Origin of the sequence: Geomonas ferrireducens, assembly GCF_004917065.1 — a bacterium.
GTDB lineage: Bacteria > Desulfobacterota > Desulfuromonadia > Geobacterales > Geobacteraceae > Geomonas > Geomonas ferrireducens.
In genome coordinates this window covers 656,203-683,195 of record NZ_SSYA01000001.1, presented here as the reverse complement: position 1 = coordinate 683,195, position 26,993 = coordinate 656,203, and the positions used below count along the sequence as shown (strand labels likewise).

General features: G+C 63.4%; 15 protein-coding genes, 1 tRNA gene and 1 riboswitch. Of the genes, 8 read left to right on the top strand and 8 right to left on the bottom strand.

All coding sequences use genetic code 11. The annotated features are described in order from the left end of the window. Window positions 1-120 precede the first annotated feature (120 nt). From E8L22_RS02975 to E8L22_RS02965, 3 genes are all read left to right on the top strand, one after another. Window positions 121-196, top strand: a tRNA-Phe gene (locus tag E8L22_RS02975). 93 nt (window positions 197-289) lie between these two features. Further along, on the top strand, window positions 290-727 hold the full coding sequence (locus tag E8L22_RS02970) for a nucleotidyltransferase substrate binding protein (RefSeq protein ID WP_136523774.1): 438 nt from the start codon (window positions 290-292) through the stop codon (window positions 725-727). Next, on the top strand, window positions 720-1,052 hold the full coding sequence (locus E8L22_RS02965) for a nucleotidyltransferase family protein (RefSeq protein ID WP_136523773.1): 333 nt from the start codon (window positions 720-722) through the stop codon (window positions 1,050-1,052). Before E8L22_RS02970 ends, E8L22_RS02965 begins: the two co-directional genes overlap by 8 nt. Window positions 1,053-1,082: 30 nt before the next feature. On the opposite strand, the gene E8L22_RS02960 is transcribed toward E8L22_RS02965, so the two are convergent. Further along, window positions 1,083-3,986, bottom strand: a complete 2,904-nt coding sequence (locus tag E8L22_RS02960) for a PAS domain-containing sensor histidine kinase (RefSeq protein ID WP_136523772.1) — start codon at window positions 3,984-3,986, stop codon at window positions 1,083-1,085. 274 nt (window positions 3,987-4,260) lie between these two features. Between E8L22_RS02960 and E8L22_RS02955 the strand changes: the two genes are divergently transcribed. The 4 genes from E8L22_RS02955 (at window position 4,261) to E8L22_RS02940 (ending at window position 12,701) form a co-directional block, all read left to right on the top strand. Further along, window positions 4,261-6,420 carry a hybrid sensor histidine kinase/response regulator gene (locus tag E8L22_RS02955; RefSeq protein WP_136523771.1) on the top strand — a complete coding sequence of 720 codons (2,160 nt, stop codon included), beginning with the start codon at window positions 4,261-4,263 and terminating at the stop codon, window positions 6,418-6,420. A 212-nt stretch (window positions 6,421-6,632) separates the two neighbouring features. Continuing rightward, the gene (locus tag E8L22_RS02950) at window positions 6,633-9,149 is read left to right on the top strand and encodes an ATP-binding protein (RefSeq protein ID WP_136523770.1); all 2,517 of its coding nucleotides are present in this window, start codon (window positions 6,633-6,635) and stop codon (window positions 9,147-9,149) included. Further along, on the top strand, window positions 9,146-10,408 hold the full coding sequence (locus E8L22_RS02945) for a hybrid sensor histidine kinase/response regulator (protein WP_136523769.1): 1,263 nt from the start codon (window positions 9,146-9,148) through the stop codon (window positions 10,406-10,408). Before E8L22_RS02950 ends, E8L22_RS02945 begins: the two co-directional genes overlap by 4 nt. 13 nt (window positions 10,409-10,421) lie before the next feature. After that, a complete protein-coding gene (locus E8L22_RS02940; protein WP_136523768.1) occupies window positions 10,422-12,701 on the top strand; it encodes a response regulator in 2,280 nt (759 codons plus the stop codon). Window positions 12,702-12,774: 73 nt separating this feature from the next. Here E8L22_RS02940 and E8L22_RS02935 read toward each other — a convergent pair whose 3' ends face one another. Then, window positions 12,775-15,681: a hybrid sensor histidine kinase/response regulator gene (locus E8L22_RS02935; RefSeq protein WP_246044531.1), complete on the bottom strand. Its 2,907-nt coding sequence runs from the start codon at window positions 15,679-15,681 to the stop codon at window positions 12,775-12,777. Between the two features lie 156 nt (window positions 15,682-15,837). Between E8L22_RS02935 and E8L22_RS02930 the strand changes: the two genes are divergently transcribed. Next, window positions 15,838-17,334 carry a hypothetical protein gene (locus tag E8L22_RS02930; RefSeq protein ID WP_136523767.1) on the top strand — a complete coding sequence of 499 codons (1,497 nt, stop codon included), beginning with the start codon at window positions 15,838-15,840 and terminating at the stop codon, window positions 17,332-17,334. Here the strand turns inward: E8L22_RS02930 and E8L22_RS02925 are convergent. From E8L22_RS02925 to E8L22_RS02900, 6 genes are all read right to left on the bottom strand, one after another. Next, window positions 17,306-17,896 carry a DUF4337 domain-containing protein gene (locus tag E8L22_RS02925; protein ID WP_136523766.1) on the bottom strand — a complete coding sequence of 197 codons (591 nt, stop codon included), beginning with the start codon at window positions 17,894-17,896 and terminating at the stop codon, window positions 17,306-17,308. The two genes, E8L22_RS02930 and E8L22_RS02925, sit on opposite strands and share 29 nt — an antisense overlap. Before the next feature lie 14 nt (window positions 17,897-17,910). Next, window positions 17,911-18,702, bottom strand: a complete 792-nt coding sequence (locus E8L22_RS02920) for a PTS sugar transporter subunit IIA (RefSeq protein ID WP_136523765.1) — start codon at window positions 18,700-18,702, stop codon at window positions 17,911-17,913. Window positions 18,703-18,704: 2 nt separating this feature from the next. After that, window positions 18,705-21,386, bottom strand: coding sequence for a magnesium-translocating P-type ATPase (gene mgtA / locus E8L22_RS02915; RefSeq protein ID WP_136523764.1), 2,682 nt, complete (start codon window positions 21,384-21,386; stop codon window positions 18,705-18,707). Between the two features lie 393 nt (window positions 21,387-21,779). After that, window positions 21,780-21,949: riboswitch (M-box (ykoK) riboswitch) on the bottom strand. Between the two features lie 217 nt (window positions 21,950-22,166). Next, window positions 22,167-24,749 carry a sigma 54-interacting transcriptional regulator gene (locus E8L22_RS02910; RefSeq protein ID WP_136523763.1) on the bottom strand — a complete coding sequence of 861 codons (2,583 nt, stop codon included), beginning with the start codon at window positions 24,747-24,749 and terminating at the stop codon, window positions 22,167-22,169. A gap of 195 nt (window positions 24,750-24,944) precedes the next feature. After that, window positions 24,945-26,180: a hypothetical protein gene (locus tag E8L22_RS02905; RefSeq protein ID WP_136523762.1), complete on the bottom strand. Its 1,236-nt coding sequence runs from the start codon at window positions 26,178-26,180 to the stop codon at window positions 24,945-24,947. Beyond that, a complete protein-coding gene (locus E8L22_RS02900) occupies window positions 26,177-26,983 on the bottom strand; it encodes an outer membrane lipoprotein-sorting protein (protein WP_136523761.1) in 807 nt (268 codons plus the stop codon). The genes E8L22_RS02905 and E8L22_RS02900 overlap by 4 nt, the downstream gene beginning before the upstream one ends. Window positions 26,984-26,993 lie beyond the last annotated feature (10 nt).

The window sequence follows — 26,993 nt, the reverse complement described above, 5'->3', positions numbered from 1 at the left end:
GTTTCTCTTTGTCAGCAAAGCGGCTGTGTGTCTGAAGTGAAGGACATTGAAGACTGGCTGTAAAAATTAGAAGAAAAGGGTTGACACAATCGGCGATTCAAAGTATAAAGTTGGTCTCTTGCCCAGATAGCTCAGTCGGTAGAGCAGAGGATTGAAAATCCTCGTGTCGGCGGTTCGATTCCGTCTCTGGGCACCACCCAAAAATAAAGAAGGTCAGCTAGGAATAGCTGACCTCTTTTTTTACAAACTCTATGGGAGCTCATCCTCCCAGCTTCGATCCGGAGGTGCCATGTACCTCAACACCGATCACTTTGCTCGCTGCATCAAGACCCTCGAAACATCCCTGACCCTCCTCGGCAAATCCGACCCTGAAAGCATCGACTACGAGATTTTTCGAAACGCAGTGGTGAAAGGTTTCGAACTGACTCTTGAGACGGGTGGAAAACTCCTGCGTAAGGCTCTGAAGGCGTTCACCGGCAGCCCAAGGGAAGTCGATGCCCTCACCTACAAAGATGTGCTGCGGCACGCAGCCAAGCACGGCCTGCTCGATACAGACACTGTGGCACGCTGGTTCATCTATCGCGACAACAGAAACAGCACCGCCCATGACTACGGCGTCGGTTTCGCCGAAGATACTCTTAAGCTGCTGCCGGGATTCCTCACGGATGCCCGCGCTCTGGAGGCAACCTTGCGTGAGCGATTGGGAAACGGCGGGCACGATGCTTGATATTCGCCCGGAATGGCTGGAGATCGTACGCGAGCTTCTTGCCGTTCATGTCCCCGATGCGGAAGTATGGGCCTACGGCAGCCGGGTCCAGGGGACGTCCCACGACGGGAGCGATCTCGACCTGGTGGTCAGGAATCCTTTGGAGATCGGGACGCCGCAAGCCGACCTTTATTCCCTGCGGGAGGCGCTCCGCGAAAGCGGGCTACCGATACTGGTCGACGTCTTGGACTGGGCTCGCATTCCCGAGAGCTTTCAGCGTGAGATAGCGCGCGGCGAGAAGGTTGTCCTGCAGAGGCCTCCGGTAACCGCGTCACAGCGTCCTTAGTTTGAATCTCGTCATCCGGACCTGTCACCGCTAGCAGGGAAACTCGATCCTGAATTCCGCACCGTCTTCGGTGTTCCGTACGCTGAGCCGCCCGCCCGCGCCCTTCTCGATGATGTTCCTGGACATGTAGAGCCCGATCCCGGTTCCCTTTTCCGGCCCTTTCGTCGTGAAGTACGGCTCGAAGATGCGCGGCAATATCTCCTCAGGAATGCCCCCGGCGTTATCCGCGACAGTGACCACAGAAATCCCCCCATCCCTGAAAATGCGGATCGATATCCGCGGCGTTGCCACCCCCCGCTCCTTGAGCGCTTCCGTAGCGTTGTTCACCAGATTCATGATGACGTGGGAGAACTCGTTTCGGTGCCCGGTCACGACGAGCTTGTCCACCTCCTCGATACGCAGATCGACGCTCAACGCTTTAAGAGGCGCTTCCAGAAGTTTCACCGTGGCGTCCACGGCGGAATTTACATCAAACGGCTGCGGCTCTTTTTCCTCTTTCAGAAAATCCTTGAAGTCATTGATGGTGTTCGACATGTGCTGGATGAGCGCCATCACCCTGTCGACCTCCCCCTTCAGGAACTCGCCGCTGAACTGCCCCAATTCGTAGGTCAGCTGCAACTGCTGGACGACGAGCCCGAGGACATTCAACGGCTGCCGCCACTGGTGGGCGATGTTGGCCAGCATCTCCCCCATGGTCGCCAGCCGGCTCTGCCGAACGAGGAGCTGCTCCTTTTCCCGTAAGTCTTCCACAGCGGCAAGGCGCTGGTCGGTTTCCCGCTGCAGCGCAAGGTACGCCTGCTCCAGCTCCGCCGTCCGCTCTCTTACCCGCAGCTCGAGTTCGTCCTTCGCCTTGCGCAGGGCCTCCTCCGCTTCTTTCCGGCGTGTGATGTCCTCGATGATCGCCACTTCGAATTTTGGCCTGCCGCCGAAATCGCGCACCAACGACAGGGTGAGCCGCGCCCATACCTGGTCCCCCGTTTTGTGGATGAAGCGCTTCTCCACGCTGTAGCTGTCCAACTCGCCCGCTGCCATCTTCCTGAACGGCGCAAGGTCAAGGTCCAGGTCCTCAGGGTGAGTGATGTCGGGCCAGGGAATCGTCAGCATCTCCTCGCGGCTGTAGCCCAACATGTTGCAGAATGCCGCATTGACATCGATCCAGCGCGCATCTTCAAAGGAGACCCGTCCCATCCCGACCGCCGCCTGCTCGAAGACGGCACGGAACTTCTCCTCACTCTCCCGAAGGGCGGTCTCTATCCGCTTGCGCACCGTTATTTCCTGGTTTACCGCGACGGCCCCGGTGATCTCGCCTTTGTCATTCCTGATGGGGACCGCGGAAAGAAGGATGACCTTTCGGCTGCCGTCAAACGCTTCAATCTCCACTTCTTCGTTGAGGATGGTCTCCCCTTTCAGGATGGCCCGCGCGCCTCCCCACTCTTCTGCGGCAATCGCTTCTCCGGAATCGGTCCGCCACCCCTTGTACCTTTCGTATCCGGCGATCCCGACCTTTGGCGCGCCGCCCCATATCTCTTCAGCAGCCCTGTTGGCATGCAGGATGTCGCCGCTCGCGGTAATCACCCATACCCCGACGGGAAGCGTCTCAAGCACGGTGCTCAGCAGTTCCTCGCTTTCCCTGAGCGCCTCCTGGGCCTGCCTTTTGATGGTAATGTCCCGAATCGTCAGGACTCCCATGTGCAGTTTTCCTTGCGTATTACGGATCGCCGTACCCCGATAGCTGTAGATCCTCTGCCATGTCCGCTCCCGATGCCTTACCAAAAGCTCGACGTCGTGCAGCTCCTCGCCCCTCATAATCCGACGAACCGGCCACTGTTCCAGAGGCAGGAGTTCCCCTTCCATCGTTCTCAGCTCAATGGTTCGGACCGCGCTCTCGAAGGTCTTGATTTCGTCCGACTCTTCTTCGAAGTCGTACATCTCCAGGGCCCGGCGGTTCCAGTAGAGCCCCGCGGTCTCCACGTCGATGACGATGAGTCCCTCCGCCATGTTGTCGATGATGTCCCGCAGCTTTTCCTCGCTTTGGCGCAGCGCTTCGCGGGTCTTCTGGCCTTCCACCGCCTGCACATGGATCTCCGCGCGTTTTCCTATTTGGTAGACGATCACCGAGAAGATGACGATCCAGGAGAGCATGAGGAGGCTTATGCTGAAGGTGATGCTGTAGAGGCCGTAAGCCTCGCCGGTGAGGACGAGCCACCCGAGCAGGATGGGGAGGGTAACCGCCGGCAGCAGCAGGGCTCGCGATACGAAGCCGCCTGGCGTGGGTGACGTGAATACCGCCATGAACGCATCTCGCGGCCTTGCGAGGAGAAGCCCGATACCGAGGAGAATGAGCGATAAGGTCGTAGGCCAGGCGATGCCGGTCACGCGCGGGGCCGCATAGAGCCCTTCGACGTGGTAAAGGTACCCGAGAAACCCCATCAGACCCAGCAGGCAAAGGACGCCCCCCAGCAACTGGGCCACCTGGGTCGCCACCCTTTTTCCTTGCAGCAGCAAAAAGATGCCGATGCCGCAGAGGGTGAATGCGGTGGCACCGGGGGGACCCATCCGGTTCGGGTGCAGGACCCCCAGTGCACCCGGCTGTTCATACGCCACGAGTTGGTCGATGCCGAAATCGACGTCGAGGAGGTGCTCGAGCAGGGTGAGCGCAGCGATCACCGCTGCGGGTGCCGCCAGGACGGCCGCCAAACTCCTGGCGCCCCTTGGCCCTTCCGCAACTACGGCAACGGCAAGGCCGCAGAGAAGGAGGCACAACGAGGCGTTCGTCTTCATCACGAAATGGTGCAAACCGCTTGAGGTAAGGAGGCCGGAGAGCCAGAAGACGAGATGTATCGCTCCGATCACGGCCGCGACGATGCCGCTTAGGGCCGCGCCGCGTCGCAGGTGTTGTTCCGTAGGCTGTAAGTGGTTGAGGTAGGGGGCCATGAAGCCTCATGTCCGCGGAGATTGGAATTAAAAAACCTTACTCAATATAGCAGTCCTTTCCCGGAGTGCAGCTAAATCAGTCAAAGGTTTTGCGCCCCGACGCCGACCCGTCACATGTTTTATCTCTGTGTGCTTTCTTGAGCCGGATCGACATACTACAGAGCGCATGTTTTACCCGAGAATTTTAATTCCAGCTATTGCCATACTGACAAAATGAAGCAAACTGTCTGGAACATATACGGAACCAATATCATAGGAGCTGACATCCGCCTCCATGTTAATGGCAAAGGGAAAAGCTAAGACTGACACAGCACTCGGCAGATCGGTCAATGTTCTGAAACGGCACCTGTTCGCCGGGGTGGTGGTGCTGAACATAGTCGTTGCCGGGATGGTCTCGTTCGCCTTGATGAAAAGCCGCGACGTGTACACGGAGCGGGCAAGCGTCACGACGCAGAACCTTGCCCGGGTGCTCGACGAGAACATCTCCGGCATCTTCTCCAAGATAGACATATCGTTGCAGGCGGTCTGCGACGAGTACGAACGGCAGCTCGGGGCCGGGCGGGTGGATTCCGCTGCCCTCAGCCGCTTCATAGTTCGGCAGCAGGCCCGGCTCCCGGAACTGGTTTCGCTCCGAGCTAGCGATGTGGCGGGGGTCGCTTTATACGGTCCCAATGTCACGCCGGCAACCACGAAAAGCCTCGCCCATCGCGACTACTTCATATACCTGCGCCAGACCCCCGACGCGGGGCTCGTCATCTCCAAGCCGCTCATCGGCGGCATCTCCGGTAAATGGATGATCGTCCTTGCCCGGCGCGTGAACGCTCCGGACGGCTCCTTCGCAGGGCTTGCCTATGCCGGGGTGTCCCTCGACTACCTGTCCCATACTTTCTCCAAGCTCAATATCGGCAAACAGGGGCTGTTGTCGCTGGTGGCGTCGGACTTGAGCGTCGTGGCGCGCTACCCCAAATTGAACCGCTCCCCCGGCGGCTCCGAGATCAAGGTCACTTCCAACCGGTTCAGGTCGCTGCTCGCCAAGGGGGAGAGCATGGGGACCTACCGCACGAAGAGCAGCGTGGACGGGGTGGAGCGGGTCTTCTCCTTCCGAAAGATCGCGCTACCGCAGCCGCTCTACGTCTTCGTCGCCATGTCCACGGCCGATTACCTTGCCAACTGGTACAACGACCTCTATCGCGGGGTCCTCTTCGTGCTTGTCTTCATGATCATGACGACGACGCTCACGCAGGTTTTCAACCGCGAGTGGGACCGCAGCAGGGAGGCGGAGCAGGCGCTGAAGGCGATGGAGGACGAGCGGCTCAAGATGGAGAAACTGGAATCCCTCGGCATCTTAGCCGGCGGCATCGCGCATGATTTCAACAACATCCTGACCGGCATCATGGGTAACCTCTCCTTTGCGAGGATGCAACTGGAGCCGGAGCACCGCTCCCAGCCCCTTTTAGAGGCGGCGGAGCGCGCGTCGCTGCGTGCGGGAGACCTTGCCAAGCAACTGCTCACCTTCGCACGCGGCGGAGCGCCGGTCCGGGCGGTCACCTCGGTGGGCGTGCTGGTGGACGAGGCCGTCTCGCTCACCCTGAGCGGTTCCAACGTGAAAGGGATCGTCGACGTCCCGGCGGCGCTGAGCGCCGTGGAGGCCGATGCGGGACAGATGTGCCAGGCTTTCAGCAACATCATCATGAACGCCGTGCAGGCGATGCCCGAGGGGGGGCTGCTCGTCATCACCGCCCGCGACCACCTTCTCGAGGCGAACAACTGGCAGAAGCTCCCGCCCGGGCCGTACGTGAGCATCGCGTTCTCCGATGAGGGGGGCGGCATCCCGCAGGAGGACCTCCAGAAGGTTTTCGATCCCTACTTCACCACCAAACCGCAGGGGAAGGGGCTGGGGCTCGCCTCGGTCTACTCCATCGTCAAAAGGCACGGCGGCAGCGTGAGCGTCGATTCTCAAAAAGGCGATGGTACGACCTTCACCGTCTATCTGCCCTCGTTGGGGGCGAGCGGTGAGGAACAAGCACCCGAGGTGACGCGCGTCAGCCAGGTGCCTCCCGCCGCGCTTTCCCTGCTGGTGATGGACGACGAGGAGGTGATCCGGCAGTTGGCGGCGGGGATGCTAGGGCATCTAGGGCACCGGGTGGTGACCTGCGCCGACGGCGGCGACGCGGTGGAATTGTACCGGGCGGCGCTGCAGGAGGGGGCTCCCTTCTCTGCGGTGCTGGTGGACCTCACCATACCCGGTGGGATGGGGGGGAAGGACGCGGCGCAGCAGATCCTCTCCCTCGATCCGAAAGCGCGCCTGGTCGTGATGAGCGGCTACTCCAACGACCCGGTCATGGCGAACTTCCGCGACTACGGTTTCTTGAAGGCCCTGCACAAGCCTTTCGACGCGCAGGCGATGGCGTCAGTGCTGGAGTCCCTGCTTTAAATCGGTCACGGTAAGGGAAATCGAATTCTTACCTGCGTTTATCGCAATAGCTACTTCATTGTATTGTCTCGAGGATTGCACTATATTAACGGCTCTTTAAGAGAGGCTGCGGAACTGTGTTGTCACAGGAAGTACTGTCAAAATAGCTGCCCGCCCGACGCGTGGGCCGTCATGCGGCAGACTTCGGAACCTGTGCTGCTATGAGGTTACCCATGAACTCGAAGGGATCCTGGCATGACCAGGGACACCTGCCTTCATCCTTTGCCCGCTTCTTCATCTTCGTTTTCCCGCTCCTTATCTTCAGTCTCGTCTTGCTGTTGTCTTGCCTTGTCCCTACCGCCGTCCTCGCCTCTTCCAGAACCGTCTCCGTCGGCATCTACGATAACCCCCCGAAGATTTTCGTCTCGGCCGCCGGTAAGCCTGCGGGGATCTTCGTCGACATCATCGAGCACATAGCCGCAAGGGAGGGGTGGCAGCTTAAGTACGTGACCGGGTCTTGGAGCCAAGGGCTCGAGCGCCTGCAAAAAGGCGAAATAGACCTGATGCCGGATGTCGCATACACGGCGGAGCGCGAGAAGGTCTATTCCTTCAACAAGGTAGCCGTCCTTTCCGGTTGGTCGCAGGTCTATGCCCGCAAGGGAAGCGGCATCCAGTCGATACTGGACCTGAACGGCAAGCGCGTGGCGGGCCTTGAGAAGACCATCCAGCTGGAAACCCTGGACCGGCAGGCGAAGAGCTTCGGCTTGAAGATCACCCAGGTGCCGGTCTCGAACTACAAGACGGAATTCGAGATGATCGCCTCGGGCAAGGTCGATGCCGGGGTCACCAACCGCTATTACGGGTTGATGTTCGCCAGGAAATCGGGATTGGAGGATACCCCGATCATGTTCGACCCGGCCCCTTACTGCTTCGCGGCCCGAAAGGACGCCGCAGGGCCGCTGCAGCTTTTGGAGGTCATCGACGGCCACCTGACCGCGATGAAAAAGGATCCGCAGTCCGCGTACTACGCCACGCTGAAGCGGTGGACCTCGGAAGAGGTGCACTTCAACCTCCCGGCCTGGCTGCCGCTCCTCGGAGGGGTGCTGGGCGCCGCACTGATCATGAGCCTGGTTGGCGGGGTCGTCCTGAAACAGCAGGTGAACGTACGGACCAGGGAGCTGCAACAGATCAACCGGGAGATGGAGCAGCGCATCGACGAGCGTACCAGTTCGTTGCGGCAGGCGAACCAGCAGCTGTGTAACGCCCTGGACGAACTGGCCCTTGCCAAGGAGGGGGCCGAGGCGGCCAACCGCGCGAAGTCGCTGTTCCTCGCCAACATGAGCCATGAAATCAGAACTCCGCTGAACGCGGTACTCGGGTTCAGCCAGATCGTCCTGCACGACCCCAACCTCTCGCCGGCGAACCGGCGCAACCTAAAGACGGTCAACCGCTCCGGCGAGCACCTCCTGGCCCTGATCAACGACGTGCTCGATATGGCCAAGATCGAATCGGGGCGCATGAGCGTTGAGGCGCTCCCTTTCGATCTGCCCGGAGTGCTGCAGGATGTGGTGGAGGTTTTCTCTCCCAAGGCGGCTTCCAAGGAGTTGCAGCTCATGCTCGACGTACATCCGGATACGCCGCGCTACGTGCTTGGGGATGCGGGGAAGCTGCGCCAGATCGTCATCAACCTGGTGGGAAACGCGGTGAAGTTCACCGACCAGGGGTGGGTCGCGCTGCGCACGCGGGGGGGCATGCGTGACGGCCGCCAGTTCGTGGAAGTGGAGGTGGAAGATACCGGACCCGGCGTGGCTCCGGAGGACATCCAGCACGTCTTCGGCCTCTTCGAGCAGGCGGACGTCGGCCGGAGGACCCAGGGAGGGACCGGGCTCGGACTCCCGATCAGCCGCGAGTACGCACGGCTCATGGGAGGGGAGTTGTCGGTTTCCAGCGAAGCGGGGCACGGCGCATGTTTCCGCGTGACCCTTCCCGTGGTCGAGGCGGAGCAGGCGCCCGCTCCGGTGCCTGCCGGGCAGCCGCGCCGGGTGCTGCGCCTGAAGCCGGGAAAGCGGACCTGGCTGCTTTTAGTGGTGGACGACCGCGAAACGAACCGGGAGATCCTGGTGAAGATGCTCACCCCGGCGGGGTTCAGCGTCATCGAGGCGAAGGACGGGCAAAGCGGCATCGAAGCGTTCGCCTCCCATACGCCGGACCTCGTTTTCATGGACGTGGTGATGCCGGTCATGGACGGGCGCGAGGCGACCAGGCGCATACGCGCCCTGCCCGAGGGGAAGGACGTCCCCATCATAGCCGTTTCGGCCAGCGTCTTCGAGGAGCAGTTGCGGGAAGTCATGGCGGCGGGGGTCGACGATTTCCTGCGCAAGCCGTTTCGCGAGGAGGAGCTTTTCGAGAAGGTGGGCCGGCTGCTTCCGGTCGAGTTCGAGTATGAAGACGAGGAGGGCGCCCCGGTCGCAAGCGGGGAAGGCGTCTTGTCGGATGCGGGGATGGCCGAGGCGGTGGCGCTCCTTCCCAATGAGGTGCGCTCCGAACTGATCGCCGCGGCGCGGGAGCTGGACCGCGGGCGCATCCTTTCCCTGCTTGGATGCATCAGCGAGAGCGCGCCCGGGGTGGCCGACCGCCTGCGCGACCATGCTGAAGGGTACCGTTTCGATCTGATCGAGGAGGTGCTCCTGCAAACGCCGGGGCAGGTCGGGGAACCTGCGGTTTCGGGTAGAGAGGCGGACACGGTATGACGGAAAAAACGGCAATGATCCTGATCGTCGACGACACCCCGGCCAACCTGCAGCTGCTGGAATCGATCCTGAAGGAGAAGGGGTACGAGGTGCGGGGGGCCATCAACGGTTCCATGGCCCTCAAGGCGGCGCGGCTGCAGCCCCCGGACTTGGTCATGCTCGACATAAACATGCCGGAGATGAACGGTTTCGAGGTCTGCCGCGCGTTGAAAGGGGACCCGGCACTCGCCTCCATCCCGGTGATCTTCGTCTCCGCCGCGGTGGAGACTGCGGACAAGCTGCGTGCCTTCGACGAGGGGGGCGTTGATTACGTGACCAAGCCGTTCCAGGCGCAGGAAGTGCTCGCCCGGGTGGAGACCCATCTCGAGCTCTCCCGGGTGCGTGGAGAGCTGCAAAGGCAAAATGCCGAACTCGCGCGGACTCTGGAGAACCTGACCCGCGCCCAGGTGCACCTGGTGCAGTCGGAGAAGATGGCGGCCCTGGGGCTTCTGACCGCGGGGGTCGCACACGAACTCAACAACCCCCTTAACTTCATCGCCGCCAGCGTACAGGGGCTGAAAAAGACCGTGGCGCCGATCGACGAGCTGATGGCGCTCTGCCAGGCCCTACCGGGCGGGGTATGCGATGAGGTGACCGGCCGCATCGAGACGTGGTGCCGGGACAACGAGCTTGGTGAACTGCGCGAGAGCATGAATGAGCTCGTGAACAACGCCTGTTATGGCGCGAACCGGGCCGCCGAGATCGTGAGCAGCCTGAGGATCTTCTCCCGTATGGATGAGGCGGAGCGAAAGAGCGTGAACCTGCACGAGTGCCTCGACGCCGCCCTGCTGCTTTTGCACGGCTCCTACAAGGACCGCATCCGCATCGAACGGCACTACGACGATCTCCCCCCCTGGCTGTGCCAGCCCGGCAGGCTGAACCAGGTGTTCATGAATTTGCTGGCAAACGCCGTTGACGCGATCCTTGCCAAACCGGAAAAAGTTGACGAGACCATCCGCGTCAGCACCCGGATGGAGGAGCGCGACGGACGTTGCTGCGCCGTGGTGGAGATCGCGGACAGCGGGACAGGCATGACGGACGCAGTGCTGACGCACCTGTTCGAACCGTTCTTCACCACCAAGGAAGTCGGCAAGGGGGTCGGCCTCGGGCTTTCCATCTCGCACGGCATCGTCCGCGACCACCAGGGCGTCATCGAGGTGGAGAGCCGCGCCGGGCAGGGGAGCGCATTCCGCGTGATCCTGCCGCAGCTCGAAACCTGAGAAAGGAGCCGCCATGAGCGAAAAACCTCCTGCAGCCAAACCGAGACTCCTCTACGTCGACGACGAACGGCCGAATCTCGTGGCGCTGCGTGCTCTTTTGCGCGACACCTACGAGGTGTTCATCGCCGAGACCACCGACGAGGCGTTCGCGCTCCTTTCCGGGCACGACATCCCCCTTGTGGTTTCCGACCAGCGCATGCCAGGCATGACGGGGACCGAGTTCCTGGAGAAGGTCGCGGCGGCCTATCCGGACTGCATCCGCATGATCCTCACCGGGTATTCGGACATCGACGCCGTCATCAACGCCATCAACCGCAGCCAGATCTACTACTACTTCAAGAAGCCGTGGAACGAGACCGAGATCCGCCTGACGCTCTCCAACGCGCTGGAATCGATCATGACGCAGCGCCGGCTGGTGGAGAGCGAGCGGCGCTTCCGGAGCACCTTCGAGCAGGCGGGGCTTGGGCTTGCACACCTCGAACTGGAGGGGCGCATACTGCGGGCCAACGGCAAACTGCAGGAATTCCTGGGGGCAACGGAAGCGGAGCTCCTGGGAGCGCAACTGAGCGACTGGTTGCCCGGGTTCGACCCGGCCGAGCCGCTCGGCCACCCCGGGCAGCTCGTGGTCCGGGAGGCCCCGGTGGCGACGCCGCAGGGGGAGCGCTGGAGCCGGCTCACCTCCTCGGTTTCGCTCGACGGTCATGGAAAGCCGGATTACCTGATCACCCTCGTCGACGACCTCACGGAGCGCCGGCAGACCGAGGAGCTGGTACAGAAGCTGTATCACGTCGTGGAGCAGAGCCCGCTTTCCATCCGCATCACGGCGAAGAACGGGGTCGTCGAGTTCGTGAACCCGAGCTTCACACGGATGAGCGGCTATACGGCGGAGGAGATGGTAGGGAAGCAGGCGGACATCCTGCTGTCGGAGCAGGCGCAGGAGGCGGACCACCAGACCCTCTGGGATTGCATCACCTCGGGGACGGTCTGGCAGGGAGAGATGCCGAGCCGCACCAGGGACGGCCGGCTTCTCTGGACGCGCGTCACCGTTTCGCCGGTCCGCACCAGGGACGGGGTCGTCACCCACTACGTGACCATCAAGGAAGACATAACGGAGCGGCACCGGCTGGAGGAGCAGCTGCTGCAATCGCAGAAGATGGAGGCGATCGGGCAGCTCGCAGGGGGCGTGGCCCACGATTTCAACAACATCCTCATGGTCATCATGGGGTACGGCGCCATGCTGAAAGGGGACAGCCTCCTCGCTCCCGAGCAGAAGGAGAAGGTCGAACACATCCTCGAGTACGCCGACCGGGCCGCCCAGCTCACCTCAAGCCTGCTCGCCTTCAGCCGCAAGCAGGTGATGAGGCTGCAGCCTGCCAACCTGAACGACATCATCCTGCAGGTGCAGAAGTTCCTGGCGCGGGTCATCGGGGAGGATGTCCAGCTCAGATCGTCGGTAAACGCGGAGCCGCTGCCGGTCAGGGTCGACAGCGGCCAGATCGACCAGGTCCTGATGAACCTGGTCACCAACGCCCGTGACGCCATGCCGGGGGGCGGCGTGGTCACCATCGAGACCCACCGGCAGATGATCGAGGAGAGCGGAACATCGGCCGGTGAGCACCCCGCGCCCGGTCCTTACGCGGTCGTTTCCGTCTCGGACACCGGGGCCGGGATGGACGAGACGACGAGGACCAGGATCTTCGAGCCCTTCTTCACCACCAAGGAGCCCGGCAAGGGGACCGGCCTCGGCATGTCCATCGTGTACGGCATCATCAAGCAGCATAACGGTTTCATCAACGTGTACAGCGAACCGGGAGTAGGGACCACCTTCAGGATCTACCTGCCGCTGTACCGGATCGGAGGGGCTGCCGAGGAAAGCGCCGCGGAGCCGGATGCTCCCGGACGGGGAACGGAAACGATCATGGTCGTGGAGGACGAGCCCTCGCTGCGTCAGCTCCTGGACAGCATCCTGACCGGCCACGGGTATCGGGTCATCCTGGCGCAGGACGGGGAGGATGCCATCGAGAAGTTTCAGGGGGCGCCGCCGGGAACCATCGCGCTTGTGCTTATGGACCTCATCATGCCCAGGATGAACGGCAAGGAGGCCTGTGAGGAGATCAGGAAGGTCGACCCGGCGATGCGCGTGGCGTTCACGAGCGGCTACACCAGGGAGTTCATCGACATCCGCGACGCCCTGGCCGAGGAGACCGAGCTCATCATGAAACCGGTTCAGCCTACGGAGTTGCTGCGGAAGGTACGGGACATCCTCGACCGTTCGACGACACCGGCCGCATGAAGGTTTCGGGTGGGCTCCCTCCCGGAGGCACTGCACCCAGCAGCTGCCGTGGAAAGACTAAGGGGCGCCGGGCTCAACGTGCCAGCAACTGGGCGATCTTTTCGTGGAGCTGCCGGGAGTCGAGCGGCTTCGAGATGTAGTGCATCCCTTCCTCCACGATGCCGCGCTGGGCGACGATGTCGGCGGTGTAGCCGGACATGAAGAGCACCCTCATCCCGGGCCGGATCCCCCTGATGCGCTCGGCCATCTCTCTGCCGTTCATCCCCGGCATCACCACGTCGGTCAGGACCATGTCGATCTCACCCCCCTGCGCGCAGATGTCGATGGCGCTTTCCGGCGTCCCCGCCTGGATCACCGTGTATCCCATCTCCTCGAGCATCATGGTCGTGGTGCAAAGGAGCATCTCCTCGTCCTCGACGAGCAGGATGGTGCCGCTGCCGCTTTTCGGCAGGGCGGCATCGACCTCCTCCTCGCGCGCCTCCTCGTGGTGACGCGGCAGGTAGATGTTGAACACGGTGCCCTGTCCCGGCTCGCTGTAGACGTTGATGAAGCCGTTGTTCTGGGTGACGATGCCGTACACCGTGGCGAGCCCGAGTCCTGTGCCGACCCCCACCCCCTTCGTCGTGAAGAACGGCTCGAAGATGTGCTCCCGCGTCTCCCGGTCCATCCCGGTGCCGGTGTCGCTCACGGTGACCTTCACGTAGTCGCCGGGGACGCAGCCGGCGTGGTGGCGGCAGTAATCCGCGTTGAGGCGGATGTTGGCGGTATCGATGTTCAGGTTGCCGCCGTCGGGCATGGCGTCCCGGGAATTCGCCGAGAGGTTCATGAGGATCTGGTCGAACTGCGAGGGATCGATGAGGACGGTCCAAAGCGGCGTCGCGGGCTTGAAGGTGAGCTTCACGTCCTCGCCGATCAGGCGGCAGAGCATGCTCTCCGCGGCGAGGACCTGGCTGTTCAGGTTCACCGCCTTGGGGGAAACGATCTCCTTGCGCGAGAAGGCGAGCAACTGCCGCGTGATCTCGCTGGAGCGCTGCGCCGCCTTCAGGATGTGTTCGAGGAACTTCTGCTCCGGCGCGTCGTCGGGGATGCGGTGCCGGCAAAGCTCCGCGGCGCCGATGATGACGCCGAGCATGTTGTTGAAGTCGTGGGCGACGCCGCCGGCGAGTCTTCCGACCGACTCCATCTTCTGGGACTGTCTTAGCTGCTCCTCGAGCCTCTTGTGCTCGGTCACGTCCCGCCAGATGCAGTAGTAGACCCGGCGGTCCTGGATGTTGACGATCTGCGCGTTGACCTCGACGTTTCTGAGCTCACCGCTCTTGGTGCGCTGCACCGTCTCGAAACTCCCACGCCCCTCCCTGACGATCTCCGCTATCCGCTCGCGCGTCTCCTCCTGCGTCTCCTGGGCCTCAACGTCGAAGATGGTGAGCTCCGCGAACTCCTCGCGGCTGTATCCCAACTGCCTGCAAACCGCGCCGTTGAAGTTGAGAAAACGCGCCGTCTCCGGGTCGATGATGACGATGCCGTCGGGAGATTGCTCGAGGAGGACCCGGTTCAGCTTCGACTCCTCCTCGATGACCCGCTCCATTTTCTTGCGATCGGTGATGTCGGTGATGACGGCGATGCGGCTGGTGCGCCCCTTGTAGACGATATCGTGCGAGGTGACCACGATGGGGAAGACCGAGCCGTCCTTTCTGCGGTGGTGCCACTCCCCCACGTAGGTGTGCCCGGTGAGCTTTGCCGCGACATCGCTGATCCTGCTTTTCTCGTAATCCGGGTAGAGGTCGGTCAGGTGGAGTGCCAGCGCCTCCTCGCGCGCGTAGCCGTAGGCGATGACGAACGCCTCGTTCACCGCGACCATCTCCATGCTCCCGCGCTCGTAGATCAGCATGGGAGCCGGGTTGTGCTCGAAGAGGTCGCGGTATCTCTGCTCGCTCGCGCGCAGTTCGGCCTCGGTTTCCTTGCGGGCCGCCTCCTCCTTGAAGATCAGCATGGCGCGGACGATGAAGCCGGAGACGGCGATGCCCGCCGCCAGAAGGAAAGCGAGCAGCGCGATCAGGCGGTTGCGGTACGAGGTAAGGGAGGCGAGGATCTCCTTTTCCGACGAGGTGACCGCGATGGACCAGAAGGTGTTTCCAAGCGCCACCGGGTAGTAGACCGCGAGCTGTTTCGTCGGCTTGCTCTCCCGCGCGTCCACTCTTGCCGTGTAGCTCCCCGTACCGGGGCGCCCCTTCAGCATCTCGCGCGCCATGGCTTGACGGGAAGGGGACTCTTTGGCGTTCTCGAAAACGCTCCTGCCACTGTGCCCGGGCACGGGGCAGTACAGCTCGGTTCCGTCGCGGCTGACCACCCAGGTGTACCCGGTCTTGCCGATCCTGATCACGTCGAAGTAGCGGTGCGCGAGGTTCTGGAAGTTGATGACGATGGCGATGCTCCCCTTGAAGCGTGTCCCGTCGAAAACCGGGACATGGAGGGCTACCGCGTCGTATCCCTGCACCGCCCGGAATACGTCGCTCACAACCGGCTGGTGCGTTCGCAAAAGTTCGCGGATATGCTTTTGATCCGCGATGTTTTTCCCTTCGGCTTCCCGCTGCGGAACGGTGAAGAGAATGACCCCGTTTTCGTCCACGCGGGTGAAAGATCGGATCTGCTCCTTGTGGGCGTCGTAGAAGAACTCCATCTGCTGCCGCCCGGGAGCGTCGAGAACGGCGATCTCCTTCATCCGTGCCAGGGAACCGAGGATGCCGGTCCAGGTGGCGAAATATTCCTCGATACCCTGGGCCGCCTGTCTGGCGTGGATCATCTGCTCGTCATGCAGCCTGGAGATGGCCGCATCTTTCGCCTTGTCATAGGAGAGTGTGAAGATGAGCCCGCACACGATTGTGGCGACAACGACCAGCAGGGCGAGCGCCCTTTTCTGTATGAACCTCTGCATCATAGTGAAGACCATGGCCGCCGCATGGGCGGGGTATGTGCGGTGCACAGCTACATCACTCTTATCGACCGTTGCACGGGAAACTGTGAGGGAAAAAACGAACCGGAGGGGGAGCCGGCACTGGTTTAACGCAGTGCCATTGCAAAAGCGAGTGCCGCAGATACAATTCGTTGGTGCTTTTTAATACACCAAAGGGAGGCGCCCATGAAAAGCTACCAGGAGATCGCCGCCTTTGTCGTCGCGGCTGCCACCGCCTTTTTCTACCTGCTGTGGTTCTTCCTCCCCCCCGTCCGCCTGGTCTGGCGCTGCCTCTCCACCGAGGAAAACCTCCCCGTGATGAACACGCTGAAGGCCTGCTGGGACTCCGCCTGGCCCTTCAAACCGGCAATGTTCAGAAGGCAGATGCGGCTTTGGCTGGAGCTCAGGCTTTTGCACCCGAAGCCGTGCAAGGAGCCCGCCTGGTACCTCGACGCGAAGACCAAGAGGTACCAGCTGCAGTTCGACGATGAGGCCTACCGACGCGAGCTTGCCGAGTGGCGGCGGGCGAACCGGGCCAAGTTCGGCGCCTTGAAGATCAAGGAGCGCGAGCCGGTGATCGAGGTGGTGGATGTCTTCAGGTTGAACGATGAAAGCACCAAGAACGGGATCAAGCAGTACCTGCTCGCCGTGTCGCAACTGCGCCTATCGCTCGACGAGGAGGCCTCCTTTCTCTGCAGCGTGAAGATCGAGCACGGCTTTCTTCTGCCTTTGAACCTCTTGGCCGGGCTCATGTCGCGCTTCTCCGACGACTGGGACCCCATCATCTCCTCGTACGACCGTATGTCGCACCGCGGCTTTTCGGCGCAGCAGATGACCATTTTCAACCTCTGGCTCTTGTGGGGACCGAGCGTCCCGATCTGCAGTTGCGAGCAGTGGCAGGGTCCCATCACGCTGCAGTACGGCTTCGGCGACGAGAACAACTCGGTGCGCGTGAGGGTGAGGGACGAGAGGAAGGACCAGCTTCTCTCCGACCTGAGAAAGGCGGCAGCACAAACAGGGGCGGCACACCCGGCCCTGCATGCGAGCGTAACCGGCAAGCTCTGGCCCCCGAGCAGCTTTTTCCAGGGGGAGATCTGCGGAGCGCAGCAGGAGCTTTTGAACACGGACCGCGAGGCCTTCATCCTTGAGTACGAGGGGCACAGCGTGGTGGGAAACCCGGCGAGCTCGCGGCTCTTCTACACCGCGTACGTATGGGCGCTCTTCGTGGTGGGGCGGGAGCAAAAACCGGGGACGGCGCAGGTGCGCAGCGAGCCGTGGCTGCACGTGATCCCCTTCTTCGAGCACGGCAACATCGTCGACGAGTCGTGCTACGAGATGGCGAAGCTGCAGCTCGCGCAAAAGGTGCTCGAATACGTGAGGGCGAGCGGCCACATCGAGGCGGACCCGAGCCTCGCCCCGCTAAGGCTCTGGTACGTGACCGCCCTGGACGACTCCGGCTGCGGGCGCGGCATCGAGGTCCGGCCGCGGGGCAAAAGCATCAAGGCGACGCTCGAGGAATTGCTGGCGGAGAGTGAGCACCGCCCGCTCAGGAAGCGGATCATCACCGACGACGCGTCCTACGCGGCACTACTGTCGGGGTGCCACCTCTCCAAGGTAGTGTCGGAGCTCTTCGCCGCGATCGAGGGGGACGGAGCTAGGAGAGGGCGCGCACCAGCGCGGTAGGATGCAGCGGCAGGCCGGCCAAGCCTGCGACACCCATGACGATCCCGAACCCCGCCAAGGCGAGCGCCAGGTACAGGAGCTTTTTCTTCCCGGTGAGCGAGGCGATGGCGAGCATGGCGAGCGATACCGCGAGTGTCGCGTCGGAGAGGTCGAACTGGTCGTCCCGGTAGTTCAAGTCGTCGTACTGCTTGCCGAGTCCGTTCGCCCGGGCGGCGAGCTTTTCCTCTTCACCCTTGTAGCGCGCGATGTTGTCGCCGTACTCCTTCTTCTGCCGCTCGAGCGCGGGAGAGCTCTCCCGCGGCGCCAGCGCGCTTATCGCCGTCACCTGGTTCAGCCCGAGCTCGGCAAGGTGCTGTTTGAGCTTCTTCGCCTGGTATTCGTTCCAGGTGTCCACCTGGTCCGATTTAGCCTGCAGCATTGCCTGGACGATGTTGTCGTCCTTCACCTTGGACACCGCCATGAAGACCGAGATGATGGCGACCGCCACGGCGACCTTGTTGTTGAGCGCGTTTTTCTCCTCTGACGAGTCGAGGCGCTGCTGCAGATCGTTTGCTTCCGTCATGGCAACCCTCCCGTTTACTTCCCGCCCGAAGTCCTCAATGCCAGGCAATCGATGAGCAGGCGCTCGCCGGTGAAGGAGGCGTCCTTGCGCTTGACGATGCGCCAGCCGCCGACGTTGAAGGAGCTGTGCGCCGTCACCTCCTCGGCGAGCCCGGGATGCCCCTCAAGGAGCTCAACGAGCGCCTGGTCGTGTCCGAGCACCACCGGGGAGAGCCGGGCGCCCACGAGGATGGTGACGGGCTCGACGAGCAGGTTCGCGAGGTCCTGGGGGACCGGCTCAACGGCGGCCGCTTTCCCCTGCAGGCGGATCATCCTGGCGCGGGAGTCGGGGCCGACCGTCCCCCTCGTGGTGCTGATCAGGTCGAGCAGGTGGTCGCGGATGTCGTTCAGGCTGTCGGCCGCGTTCAGCCGCTCGATCTCCGGGTAGATCTCGAGCGCCTTCGCCAGGAGGGAGATCTCGCGCAGGTAGTTGCTGCGCTGGTTCTCAGGGACGAGGTACATGGCGATCACCTTCACCGGTTTCCCGTCCGGCGTGCCGTAGTCGATCCCCTTGGGACTCCAGCCGACGACGCAGATCAGGTCCTCGTCGAAGGGAACGCGGGCGTCGGGGCAGGCCCACCCCTTGCCGAGGGCGGTCTTCGAGGCCGCCTCCTTGGCGAGGATGAGCCCGGCCACGTCGGTGTCGGCGGGAAGCGACGGCACCGCCTCCAGTATGTGGGCGAGGAAGCGGAGCGCGTCCTCCTTGTCGTAATCGTCGGGGATCTCGAGGAGACGCCCTTCCTGTAGTGCGTCGAGCAGGCTGTCCATGATCAGTCACCTCCAAAGCGTTTGAAGAACCAGGTCTTCACGAAGTGGGTAAGGATGGAATAGGTCAAAAGGAACGCGACGATATAGACCCAGTACACCGGCGGCAACGGCACGAGGCTCAGCGCCCCCGCGAAGGGGGAGTAGGGGAGCCAGGCGCCGATCCCCATGATCGCCAGCGTGGTGAGGGTCATCGGAAGCGAGGCCGAGCTGCCGAAGAACGGTATGCGCCGGGTCCTTATGATGTGCACGATCAGGGTCTGGGTGAGCAGCGACTCCACGAACCAGCCGGTCTGGAAGAGCCGCGCAAGCCCGTCCTGCTGCAGCGCGGTGACGCCGGGGGCGTTGTAGGCGGCGCAGCCGAAGACATACCACATGAGCGCGAAGGTCGCGTAGTCGAAGAGCGAGCTTATGGGGCCTATGCAGAACATGAAGCGCTTGATGTTGCCGATGTTCCACTTAAGCGGCTTCGCCACCAGTTCCTCGTCGACCCGGTCGGTCGGTATCCCGGTCTGGGAGAAGTCGTAGAGGAGGTTGTTGGCGAGGATCTGCACCGGCAGCATCGGGAGGAAGGGGAGCAGGTAGCTCGCCCCGATCACCGAGAACATGTTGCCGAAGTTGGAGGAGGACCCCATCCGGATGTACTTGATGATGTTCGCGAAGACGCGGCGCCCTTCCATGATCCCCTCTTCGAGGACGAGAAGGCTCTTCTCCAGGAGCACGATGTCGGCGGTCTCCTTGGCGACGTCGACCCCGGAGTCGACCGAGATGCCGACGTCGGCGGCCTTCAGCGCCGGGGCGTCGTTGATGCCGTCCCCCAAAAAGCCGACCACGTGGCCGCTGTCGCGCAGGCTGCGCACGATCTGTTCCTTCTGGGCCGGGGAGAGCTTCACGAAGACGTCCACCTCGCGGACCACCCGCGCGAACTCCTCGTCGTCCAGGCGCGCGAGCTCCGCACCGGTCAGCATCCCCTCCGCCTTCAGTCCCACGTTGCTGCAGACCTTCTTCGTCACGAGCCCGTTGTCGCCGGTGAGCACCTTCACGCGCACACCCGCCTCCTGCAAGAGGGCGAGCGCCTCGCTCGCCTGCGCCTTCGGGGGATCGAAGAAGGCGATGAACCCCAAGAGGATCATGCGCGACTCGTCCTTCACCTCGAACTGGGTCTTCTCGCGCGGGAACTCGCGGTAGGCGATGGCGAGTACGCGGAAACCGTCGCGGTTGTGCCTTTCCACCTCCTCGAAGAGGTTGTCCCGGATCATGTCGAAGAGGGGGAAGACCTCCTCGCCGATCTGGTAGTGGCTGCAGCACTCGTAGATCTCCTCCACCGCCCCCTTGCAGATGAGCACGTGGTCACCCTCGAAGTCGACGACGACCGACATGCGGCGGCGCTGGAAGTCGAAGGGGAGCTCGTCCACCAGGCGGCAGAGCTGGACGTTCATCTCGGTGTGGTCGAGGATGGCGCGGTCGATCAGGTTTCTAAGCCCCGTCTGGTAGTGGCTGTTCAGGTAGGCGTAGGTGAGGACGTCTTCGCTGGTGCGACCGGTCAGGTCGACGTACTTCTCGAGGACGACCTGGTCCTGGGTCAGCGTGCCGGTCTTGTCGGTGCAGAGGATGTCGATGGCGCCGAAATTCTGGATCGAGGGGAGCCGCTTGATGATCACCTTCTTGGCCGCCATGGTGAGCGCGCCCTTGGCGAGGTTCACCGTGACGATCATCGGGAGCATCTCGGGGGTGAGGCCGACGGCGATGGAGAGGCCGAAAAGGAGGGCATCGACCCAGTTCCCCTTGGTCATGCCGACGATCATGAAGACCGCCGCGGTCATCACCAGCATGAAGCGGATCATGAGCCAGGTGAAGGAGCGGGTCCCCTTGTCGAAGCTCGTATCCTCCGGCTTTTCGGCAAGCGAGGCGGAGATGGAGCCGAAGAGGGTCCTGACGCCTGTGTTGACGACGACGGCGCGCGCCGAGCCGCTGTTCACGCTGGAGCCCAAGTAGCAGGCGTTCGGGAGTTCCCAGGCGGAGAGCCCGGTATCGTGCTCCTTGTCGACCATGGCGCTTTTTTCCACCGGCATCGACTCGCCGGTGAGCGCGGACTGGCTCACGAAGAAGTCCTTGGCGGAGAGGAGCCTCACGTCGGCGGGGATGATGGAGCCCGCCATGAGGAGCACGATGTCGCCTGGGACCACGTCGCTTATGCGGATCTCGGTCTCCTCGCCGTCACGCAGCACGAGGGTACGCGACTGGACCCTCTTGCCGAGCGCCTCGACCGCCTGGCCGGAGCGGCGGTCCAGGATGAAGGATAGTCCGACGCTCAAGATGATCATGGCGCTCACGATGAGGGCCGACTTGGTCTCGCCGACGATGCCGGAGATGATGGCGATGATGAGGAGCTGGATTACGAGCGGGCTCTTGCAGCGCTCGAGGAGGTCGGCGAGCACGGTGAGGCGTCTTGCGTGGGCGAGTTCGTTGGCGCCGTACTCGTCGAGGCGTTTTTCGGCCTCCTCGGCGGAGAGCCCCTCCTTCGCCTTCGTGTCGAGCTCTTTCAGCGCGTCGCGCACCGAGATGGAGCAGAGCTCCACCAGGCGGCGCTCGCTTTCCCCTTGCGACGCCGTTTTGTGCGCCTGATGGCGCTGGGCGGGCGTCTGCTTTGTCGAACGCCCTCCCGGTATATTGGAAACGATGAACATCCTGCCTTCTCCTGTACGGCAACCTTGCGTGCGGCCAAAGCGTACCACATCCGCAGCCGGACGGACCGGTGCTGCGACGGCGCGTGTGACCGCAATACGACGCCGGATGCGCCACGGGCGTAGAGCGCCCTGCGTAAGCCGGTCGGTGCTTGCATCAAAAGGGAGTTCGTGTGGAAGACTCCCCGCTGCTTATCGAGTCCCGTTCCTGGGGGCGGAACCGGATCAAAGCGGGCAGGGAAGGAGGAAGGCTTTGAAGGGGGTTATCGCCGCGGGAACGGGATGGGTAACGGATATTCGCTACTATGACTGTCCAATGTGAAAAACCACCACCTTTCTGTGTGATGTGCGGAAACGAAAAAAGGCCACGGGAGAACCCGGGCCTGAATGTGCCTCACGGTTCCCCACTCGTCGGTTTTCGGCAGTGCACAACGTAGGTCGCAAGGGACCAGCTACCTTAAGTAGAGCCTTAATCCGGCAATACCTGGTCTACCCATTGGCGTCTTTCGACGTTTCCGGGCAGTAGCCTGTGTTTGTGCAAACGCCTCATCTTAACGAGGAACCCTGTCTGTTTATACCCTGTCGGAAAAATTGTCAACCCGTTATCGTCGGAAATGGCGACAGTTACCGCCTTTCACCCCAGAGGGGTCCGGTTGCAGCCCGTGTCCACTATCGCTGAGAACGGTGGCCTTAAAGCTCCCCCCTTTGCGAAGGGGGGAACGTGACGCCATGCTCACCGCTTCGAAACATTGCCTGAAGAACCTCGGGGGAGGGCTGGAAGCGCTAGAGGATCACCACGAAAACCGTCGCCGCAGCGACGATCAGGAAGCGGTGACCGGCGAGAGCGCCGCCGGGGAGACCGTCCTGGCGCTGCAGCTTGCCGAGGATCTTGAGTGAGAAGAGCGCCGCGAGCACGATGAGCGGGTAGATGAGCAGGCGCAGCGTGCCGAACTCGGGGGTGAGCCGCGCTGCGTCGAGCCGGCCGTCGAGCCCTATGGCGTCGATCATGAGCGGCACGAGCGCAGCACCTCCCTCAACCAGGGCGCGGAAGAAGATGAGGAAGAGCCCGGCCGCGGCAAGCGGCAGGTAGGCGAGGCCGCTCGTGGTGAAGACCTGGCGCCACCCAGTCCCGCGCACTGTCGCCGAGGCGAGCATGGTGAGGAGGGTGAAGCCGGCCACGATGGTGAGGGCGACCAGGTAATCGGTGACGCTCCAGAGGGTGCGCGAGAAGATCTCGATGTGGCGGCCTGCGACGAGCGGAGTTCCCTTGGCGGCGATGACCACGCCGACCAGGGTGGTGCTGAAGAAGGCCTCGCGCAGGCCGCGCCGGGCGCGGTTGAACCCGCCCCAGGTCGGGTTTCTGAGGTCTAGCTGCATGGAGTGGTGCGGGCAGCTCCTCACGCAGTTCAGGCAGAGGACGCAATGGTCCGAGCTGTCGACCCCGGAAGGGTGGAGCCCCATGGGGCAACCCTTTTCCTTGATGCAGTCGTCGACCCGGCAGCGGCTCAGGCAGACGTTGTGGTTACTGTGCATCTCGAGCGGCGAGATGCGCGAGACGAGGCTCACGATGCGCCCGAGCGGACAGAGGAACTTGCACCAGCCGCGGCGCCCGATGACGAGGTCGGCGCTCACCGTGGCGCCGAGGATGCCGAAAAGCAGAAGCCCGGTCGCCCCGGCGTAGGTGAACATACCGGTCGCCTGCTCGGCCAGAAGGATCAGCACGAGCGCGACGAAGGAGAGGGTGGGGCCCCAGCGGCGCAGCCAGGGGGCCGGGTCGCGCACCACCCGGCTCGACACCCCGATATACTCGCCGATCGCCTCCATGGGGCAGAAGCTGCACCAGCCGCGGGCGAAGAGAAAGGCGGTCACGAGAAGTGCCGGCCATCCTATGGTCCAGGCGGCGAGGTTCGCGGCGTTGTTCAGGCGGGGCCCGAAGAGGGTGTAGAGCGTCACCGCCAGAAAGAGCGGCACGGTGACGTAGCGCAAAAGGCGCGGGAAGCGCGGGTTGCGCGCGAGGCGCTCCACCGCCGGGAGGGTAAGGAGGTCGAAGTGGCCGTCCCCGAAGGGGTGCCCCTGCAGGGAGATGTGCTCGGGGTGGATCTCGTCGTCGTTGCACACCACCACGGCGCGCGAGACGACCTGGTACAGCTCGCTCGCGTTCAGGGGCCAGTCGTGGTCCACCAGGCGGTTCAGCGCGTCCTGGGAGAGGCGGCGCACGTTTTTGTGGTGCTTCGCGTTGAGGGACTTGAGGAGGCTCCTCGCGATGACCGGGATGTCCTTCTTGCGCTCCCTTAGCGGCGCCAACTCAAGTGTTTCCCCCGACAGCTTCTTGAAGAGGACCGCGTTGAACTTGCCGCTGTCGACCATGGGGGCGAGCGGCTTGCCGCTCGTCGCGATGATGCGCACCTGGGCGCTTCTAAGCTTCGTCTCGCCGCGGCGCGTGAAGTGGCCGGATTCCATGAACTCGACCAGTTCCTCCTGCACCGCCGGGGTGAGACAGTCGATGTTTCTGAGGATCATGTCGCCGCCGGCGGCAAGCTCGATCATGCCGCGCCGCACCCGGCGCGCGTACATCGTCCCCTCCGGGGCGTGGCCGAAGAGCGCGGCCTCCTGGGCGAGACCGAGCAGGAGCGAGCTCTGTGCCGCCGACTCGCTTGCGGCGCATTCCTCCCCCAGAACCGGCGGCGGCGCGGCGCAGTCGAGGAAGAGTACGGGGCGGTTGTCGTCGCTGTGGAAATGGATCAGGCGGGCGGCCAGGTCCTTCCAGGTGCCGGGCTCGCCGAGGATGAGGACGTGGCTCCTGGTGCCGGCCAGGTGCTCGAGGCGCTTGTTGAGCAGGCGTACCCAGGGGGAGATGCCGGGGAACTCCCCGAACTCCGGGAGGAGCTGCCAGCCGATGATGTTGGTGATCACCTCGCGGTGCTCGCTCTCCTCGCGCTGGTGGCGGTGCGCCCAGCTCCCGAGCTGCGCCGCGAGGATGCGGCTCATGTTGGCGTAGAGTATCGGCATGCGCTCGAGGAGCTCCTCGAAGTCCTGCCGGGTGAGCCGTGCCGCCTGCACCTCGGTGATGGCGCGCACGTCGGCGGAGCGCTTCTCGTCGGTCAGGATGGCGCGTTCGCCGATCACGTTGCCGATCCCAAGTTCGGTGAGGTTCAGGATCTGCCCTGAGCGGTCCAAAAGCTCCACCCGGATGCGCCCCGAGAGGATCACGTAGAGCTCCATCGCCGGCTCGTTCCTTGCGAGGATGATCGCGTCCGCGGCGAACTGGCGCAACTCGAGGCGCCCGGCCACCTGCCGGAGGTCGTCCGGGGCGAGGCAGTTAAAGAGACGGATCCCGGAAATGGTTTCGCAACTGATGGTGCCCATCGCTCTCCTGCTCCGGCAGAAGGATGTCGCGGACAGCGCGAAAGGATGCGCCGCGGCGCGGGGAGCTGCCGGAGAGGGTTCGATGGTAGCTTAAAAGGTGGGGGGCTGTCTAAAACGTATACCGCCCGCGGTGTTGCAGACGCGTATACATCCGGGGAGCTTTCCGGCGGAGTAGGGTCTAGGGGGGCGTGCGGGTCACCAGCTGCGGCGGACGGCGGCGACGAGACGGCGCGCGTCGTGCAGGGCGCCGAGCGCACCCTGGCGTGAGCCATACGGGAGATCGCCTCCGACGGTGACCTTCCAGGTGTCGGTGACGTTGTAGGCGACCTCACCCTTCAGGATGCCGTCGCCGCGCTCGAGGCCGCAGTCCCAGACCGCCTTCCACGCGCCCCACTCCTCGGTGCGGTTCCAGGCGACGATGAGGGCGGGGAGGGTGCCCCGGTCGAAGAGCAGGGTGGGGTCGACGGGCGGATCGATGGCGTTGCCGGCCAGGGTGACCAGAAGCGTACCGTCGCCGAAGCCCCGCTCGAGGCTCAAGGTGGCGATGACGGCGTCGCCCAGTTCGGCGTCGCCCGAGAAAAGGGCGGCCAACTCCCCCCGCAGGACATAGGGACCGGCGACCCTGGAGACCTCGACCCCGGCCGCGTGCTCGCGCGGATAGCGCCGGGTGACCGTCACCACCGGGACCGGCCCGTCCTGCAGGGCAGGGTCCGCGGTGAAGCGAAGGATCGGTGCCGGTCGCACGCCGGTCCTTGCCCAGACGCCGAGGTCCCAGTCGCCGTGCGTGGCGAGGAGGCGCAGCGCGGCAAAACCGGGTAGGGGAGGCGCGTCGTCCGCCTCGCGCAGAACCGTCCCATGCGGGAGGGCGCCGGAGGCGATGGGGGCGTTACGGCTTCCAAGCGGTGGGATGCGCCACGGCGTGGTCACCGGCACCAGCACGGCCTGGTAGCGGAGGTTCTCCTCCTGCCCGCTTGCGCGCACCCCCCAGAGCGGTAGCTTCTCGTCGGCGAAAGGGTCGGTCAGGTCGCGGGGGAGAAAGGCGTCGGCCGGAGAGTAGCCGTCTGTCTTGCCCCAGCCGAGCTGGAAGCGCCCGAGCTCGAGGTCGTGCGAGGAGGCGAGCGGGACGCGCAGCCAGAGCTCTGGGATGCTCAAGGGGGGACGCCTCAACTTCCGGTCCGCCGGGTCGAAGACAAGCGGGCTCGTCTGCGGCGAGGTGAGCCACTCCGCGCGCAGGGACGCGGTGAGCTGGCTCTCGGCTAGGCGCTCTTCCCACTTGCCGTAGACGGTGCCCCAGCCGGCCGCGTAGGGATCACCCGGCGAGCGCTCGCTGTAGGCCATACCCTTCAACTCGGCATAGCCGGAAAACCCTTCGGCGAGAGCGGCGCAGGGGAGAACGAGCAGGAAGAAAAGAAGGAGTGCGAAGACCCTCAATCGCCCCCCTCGCGGGTCAGGTTCTGCAGCGTGAAGCGGCTCGCGGGCTGCGGCCGGTTGAAGGAGATCTGCTTGAGGGTCACCGTGGTGCGGCTTCCCTTTTTCAGGTCGGTCATCTCCATGCGCGCCGCTATCCAGTGCCCCTCGACGTTCTTGATATCGGAGAGGATCAGGCGCTTCGCCGGCTGGCTCTCCCCCTTGCGGTAGAGGTCCTCGCGCACCAGGTAGAGGATGTCCTTTCTCAGGTAGAGGGTGAGCTTCTGGTAGATGGACTTGCTCCCCTTCTCGAGCGGGATCGCCTTGATCACATAGCAGGGGTGCCCCTCCACGGTTTCCTCACCCTCCAGTGACACCTTGTATTTCTCGTGGTCGAACTCCTCCATGTCCTCGTAGTTGAAGTCGGTCCCGACGAAGGAGGCGTCGCGGTCCTGGGGGGCGATCCTGCGTTCGCGCTTCATGGAGGGTAGGTAGAGCCACTGGTCCGGGTTGTCCGAGCCTGCGCGCGGCAGGGAGAGAAAGCCGACCCCCTTCACCTCGGGGGGATCGGTAAAGCGGATCAGGTTCTTCGAGTCCCCGGCGTACCCCTGCCGGTAGCTGTTCCACCCCTTCTTCCGGACCTTCCCCTCCTTGTTCACCACGGTGAGGTCGCCCGAGTACTGCTGGGTCTTGGTGCGGTGCCGGCTTTCCGAATCTCTTAAAAGGGCGCGCGCGTCCGGCGCGGCGAGGGCTGCGGCTGGATAAAAAGGGATGATCACAACGGCTACGGCCAACCAGAGAAGCTGTTTGATGTTTTTTAGGGTCATCGTGCGGAAT

Bases quoted from the DNA above. Each gene is read 5' to 3' on its own strand.
- E8L22_RS02970 (WP_136523774.1), top strand. From the start codon at position 290: ATGTACCTCAACACCGATCACTTTGCTCGCTGCATCAAGACCCTCGAA.
- E8L22_RS02965 (WP_136523773.1), top strand. From the start codon at position 720: ATGCTTGATATTCGCCCGGAATGGCTGGAGATCGTACGCGAGCTTCTT.
- E8L22_RS02960 (WP_136523772.1), bottom strand. From the start codon at position 3,986: ATGGCCCCCTACCTCAACCACTTACAGCCTACGGAACAACACCTGCGA.
- E8L22_RS02955 (WP_136523771.1), top strand. From the start codon at position 4,261: ATGTTAATGGCAAAGGGAAAAGCTAAGACTGACACAGCACTCGGCAGA.
- E8L22_RS02950 (WP_136523770.1), top strand. From the start codon at position 6,633: ATGAACTCGAAGGGATCCTGGCATGACCAGGGACACCTGCCTTCATCC.
- E8L22_RS02945 (WP_136523769.1), top strand. From the start codon at position 9,146: ATGACGGAAAAAACGGCAATGATCCTGATCGTCGACGACACCCCGGCC.
- E8L22_RS02940 (WP_136523768.1), top strand. From the start codon at position 10,422: ATGAGCGAAAAACCTCCTGCAGCCAAACCGAGACTCCTCTACGTCGAC.
- E8L22_RS02930 (WP_136523767.1), top strand. From the start codon at position 15,838: ATGAAAAGCTACCAGGAGATCGCCGCCTTTGTCGTCGCGGCTGCCACC.
- E8L22_RS02925 (WP_136523766.1), bottom strand. From the start codon at position 17,896: ATGACGGAAGCAAACGATCTGCAGCAGCGCCTCGACTCGTCAGAGGAG.
- E8L22_RS02920 (WP_136523765.1), bottom strand. From the start codon at position 18,702: ATGGACAGCCTGCTCGACGCACTACAGGAAGGGCGTCTCCTCGAGATC.
- mgtA (WP_136523764.1), bottom strand. From the start codon at position 21,386: ATGTTCATCGTTTCCAATATACCGGGAGGGCGTTCGACAAAGCAGACG.
- E8L22_RS02910 (WP_136523763.1), bottom strand. From the start codon at position 24,749: ATGGGCACCATCAGTTGCGAAACCATTTCCGGGATCCGTCTCTTTAAC.
- E8L22_RS02900 (WP_136523761.1), bottom strand. From the start codon at position 26,983: ATGACCCTAAAAAACATCAAACAGCTTCTCTGGTTGGCCGTAGCCGTT.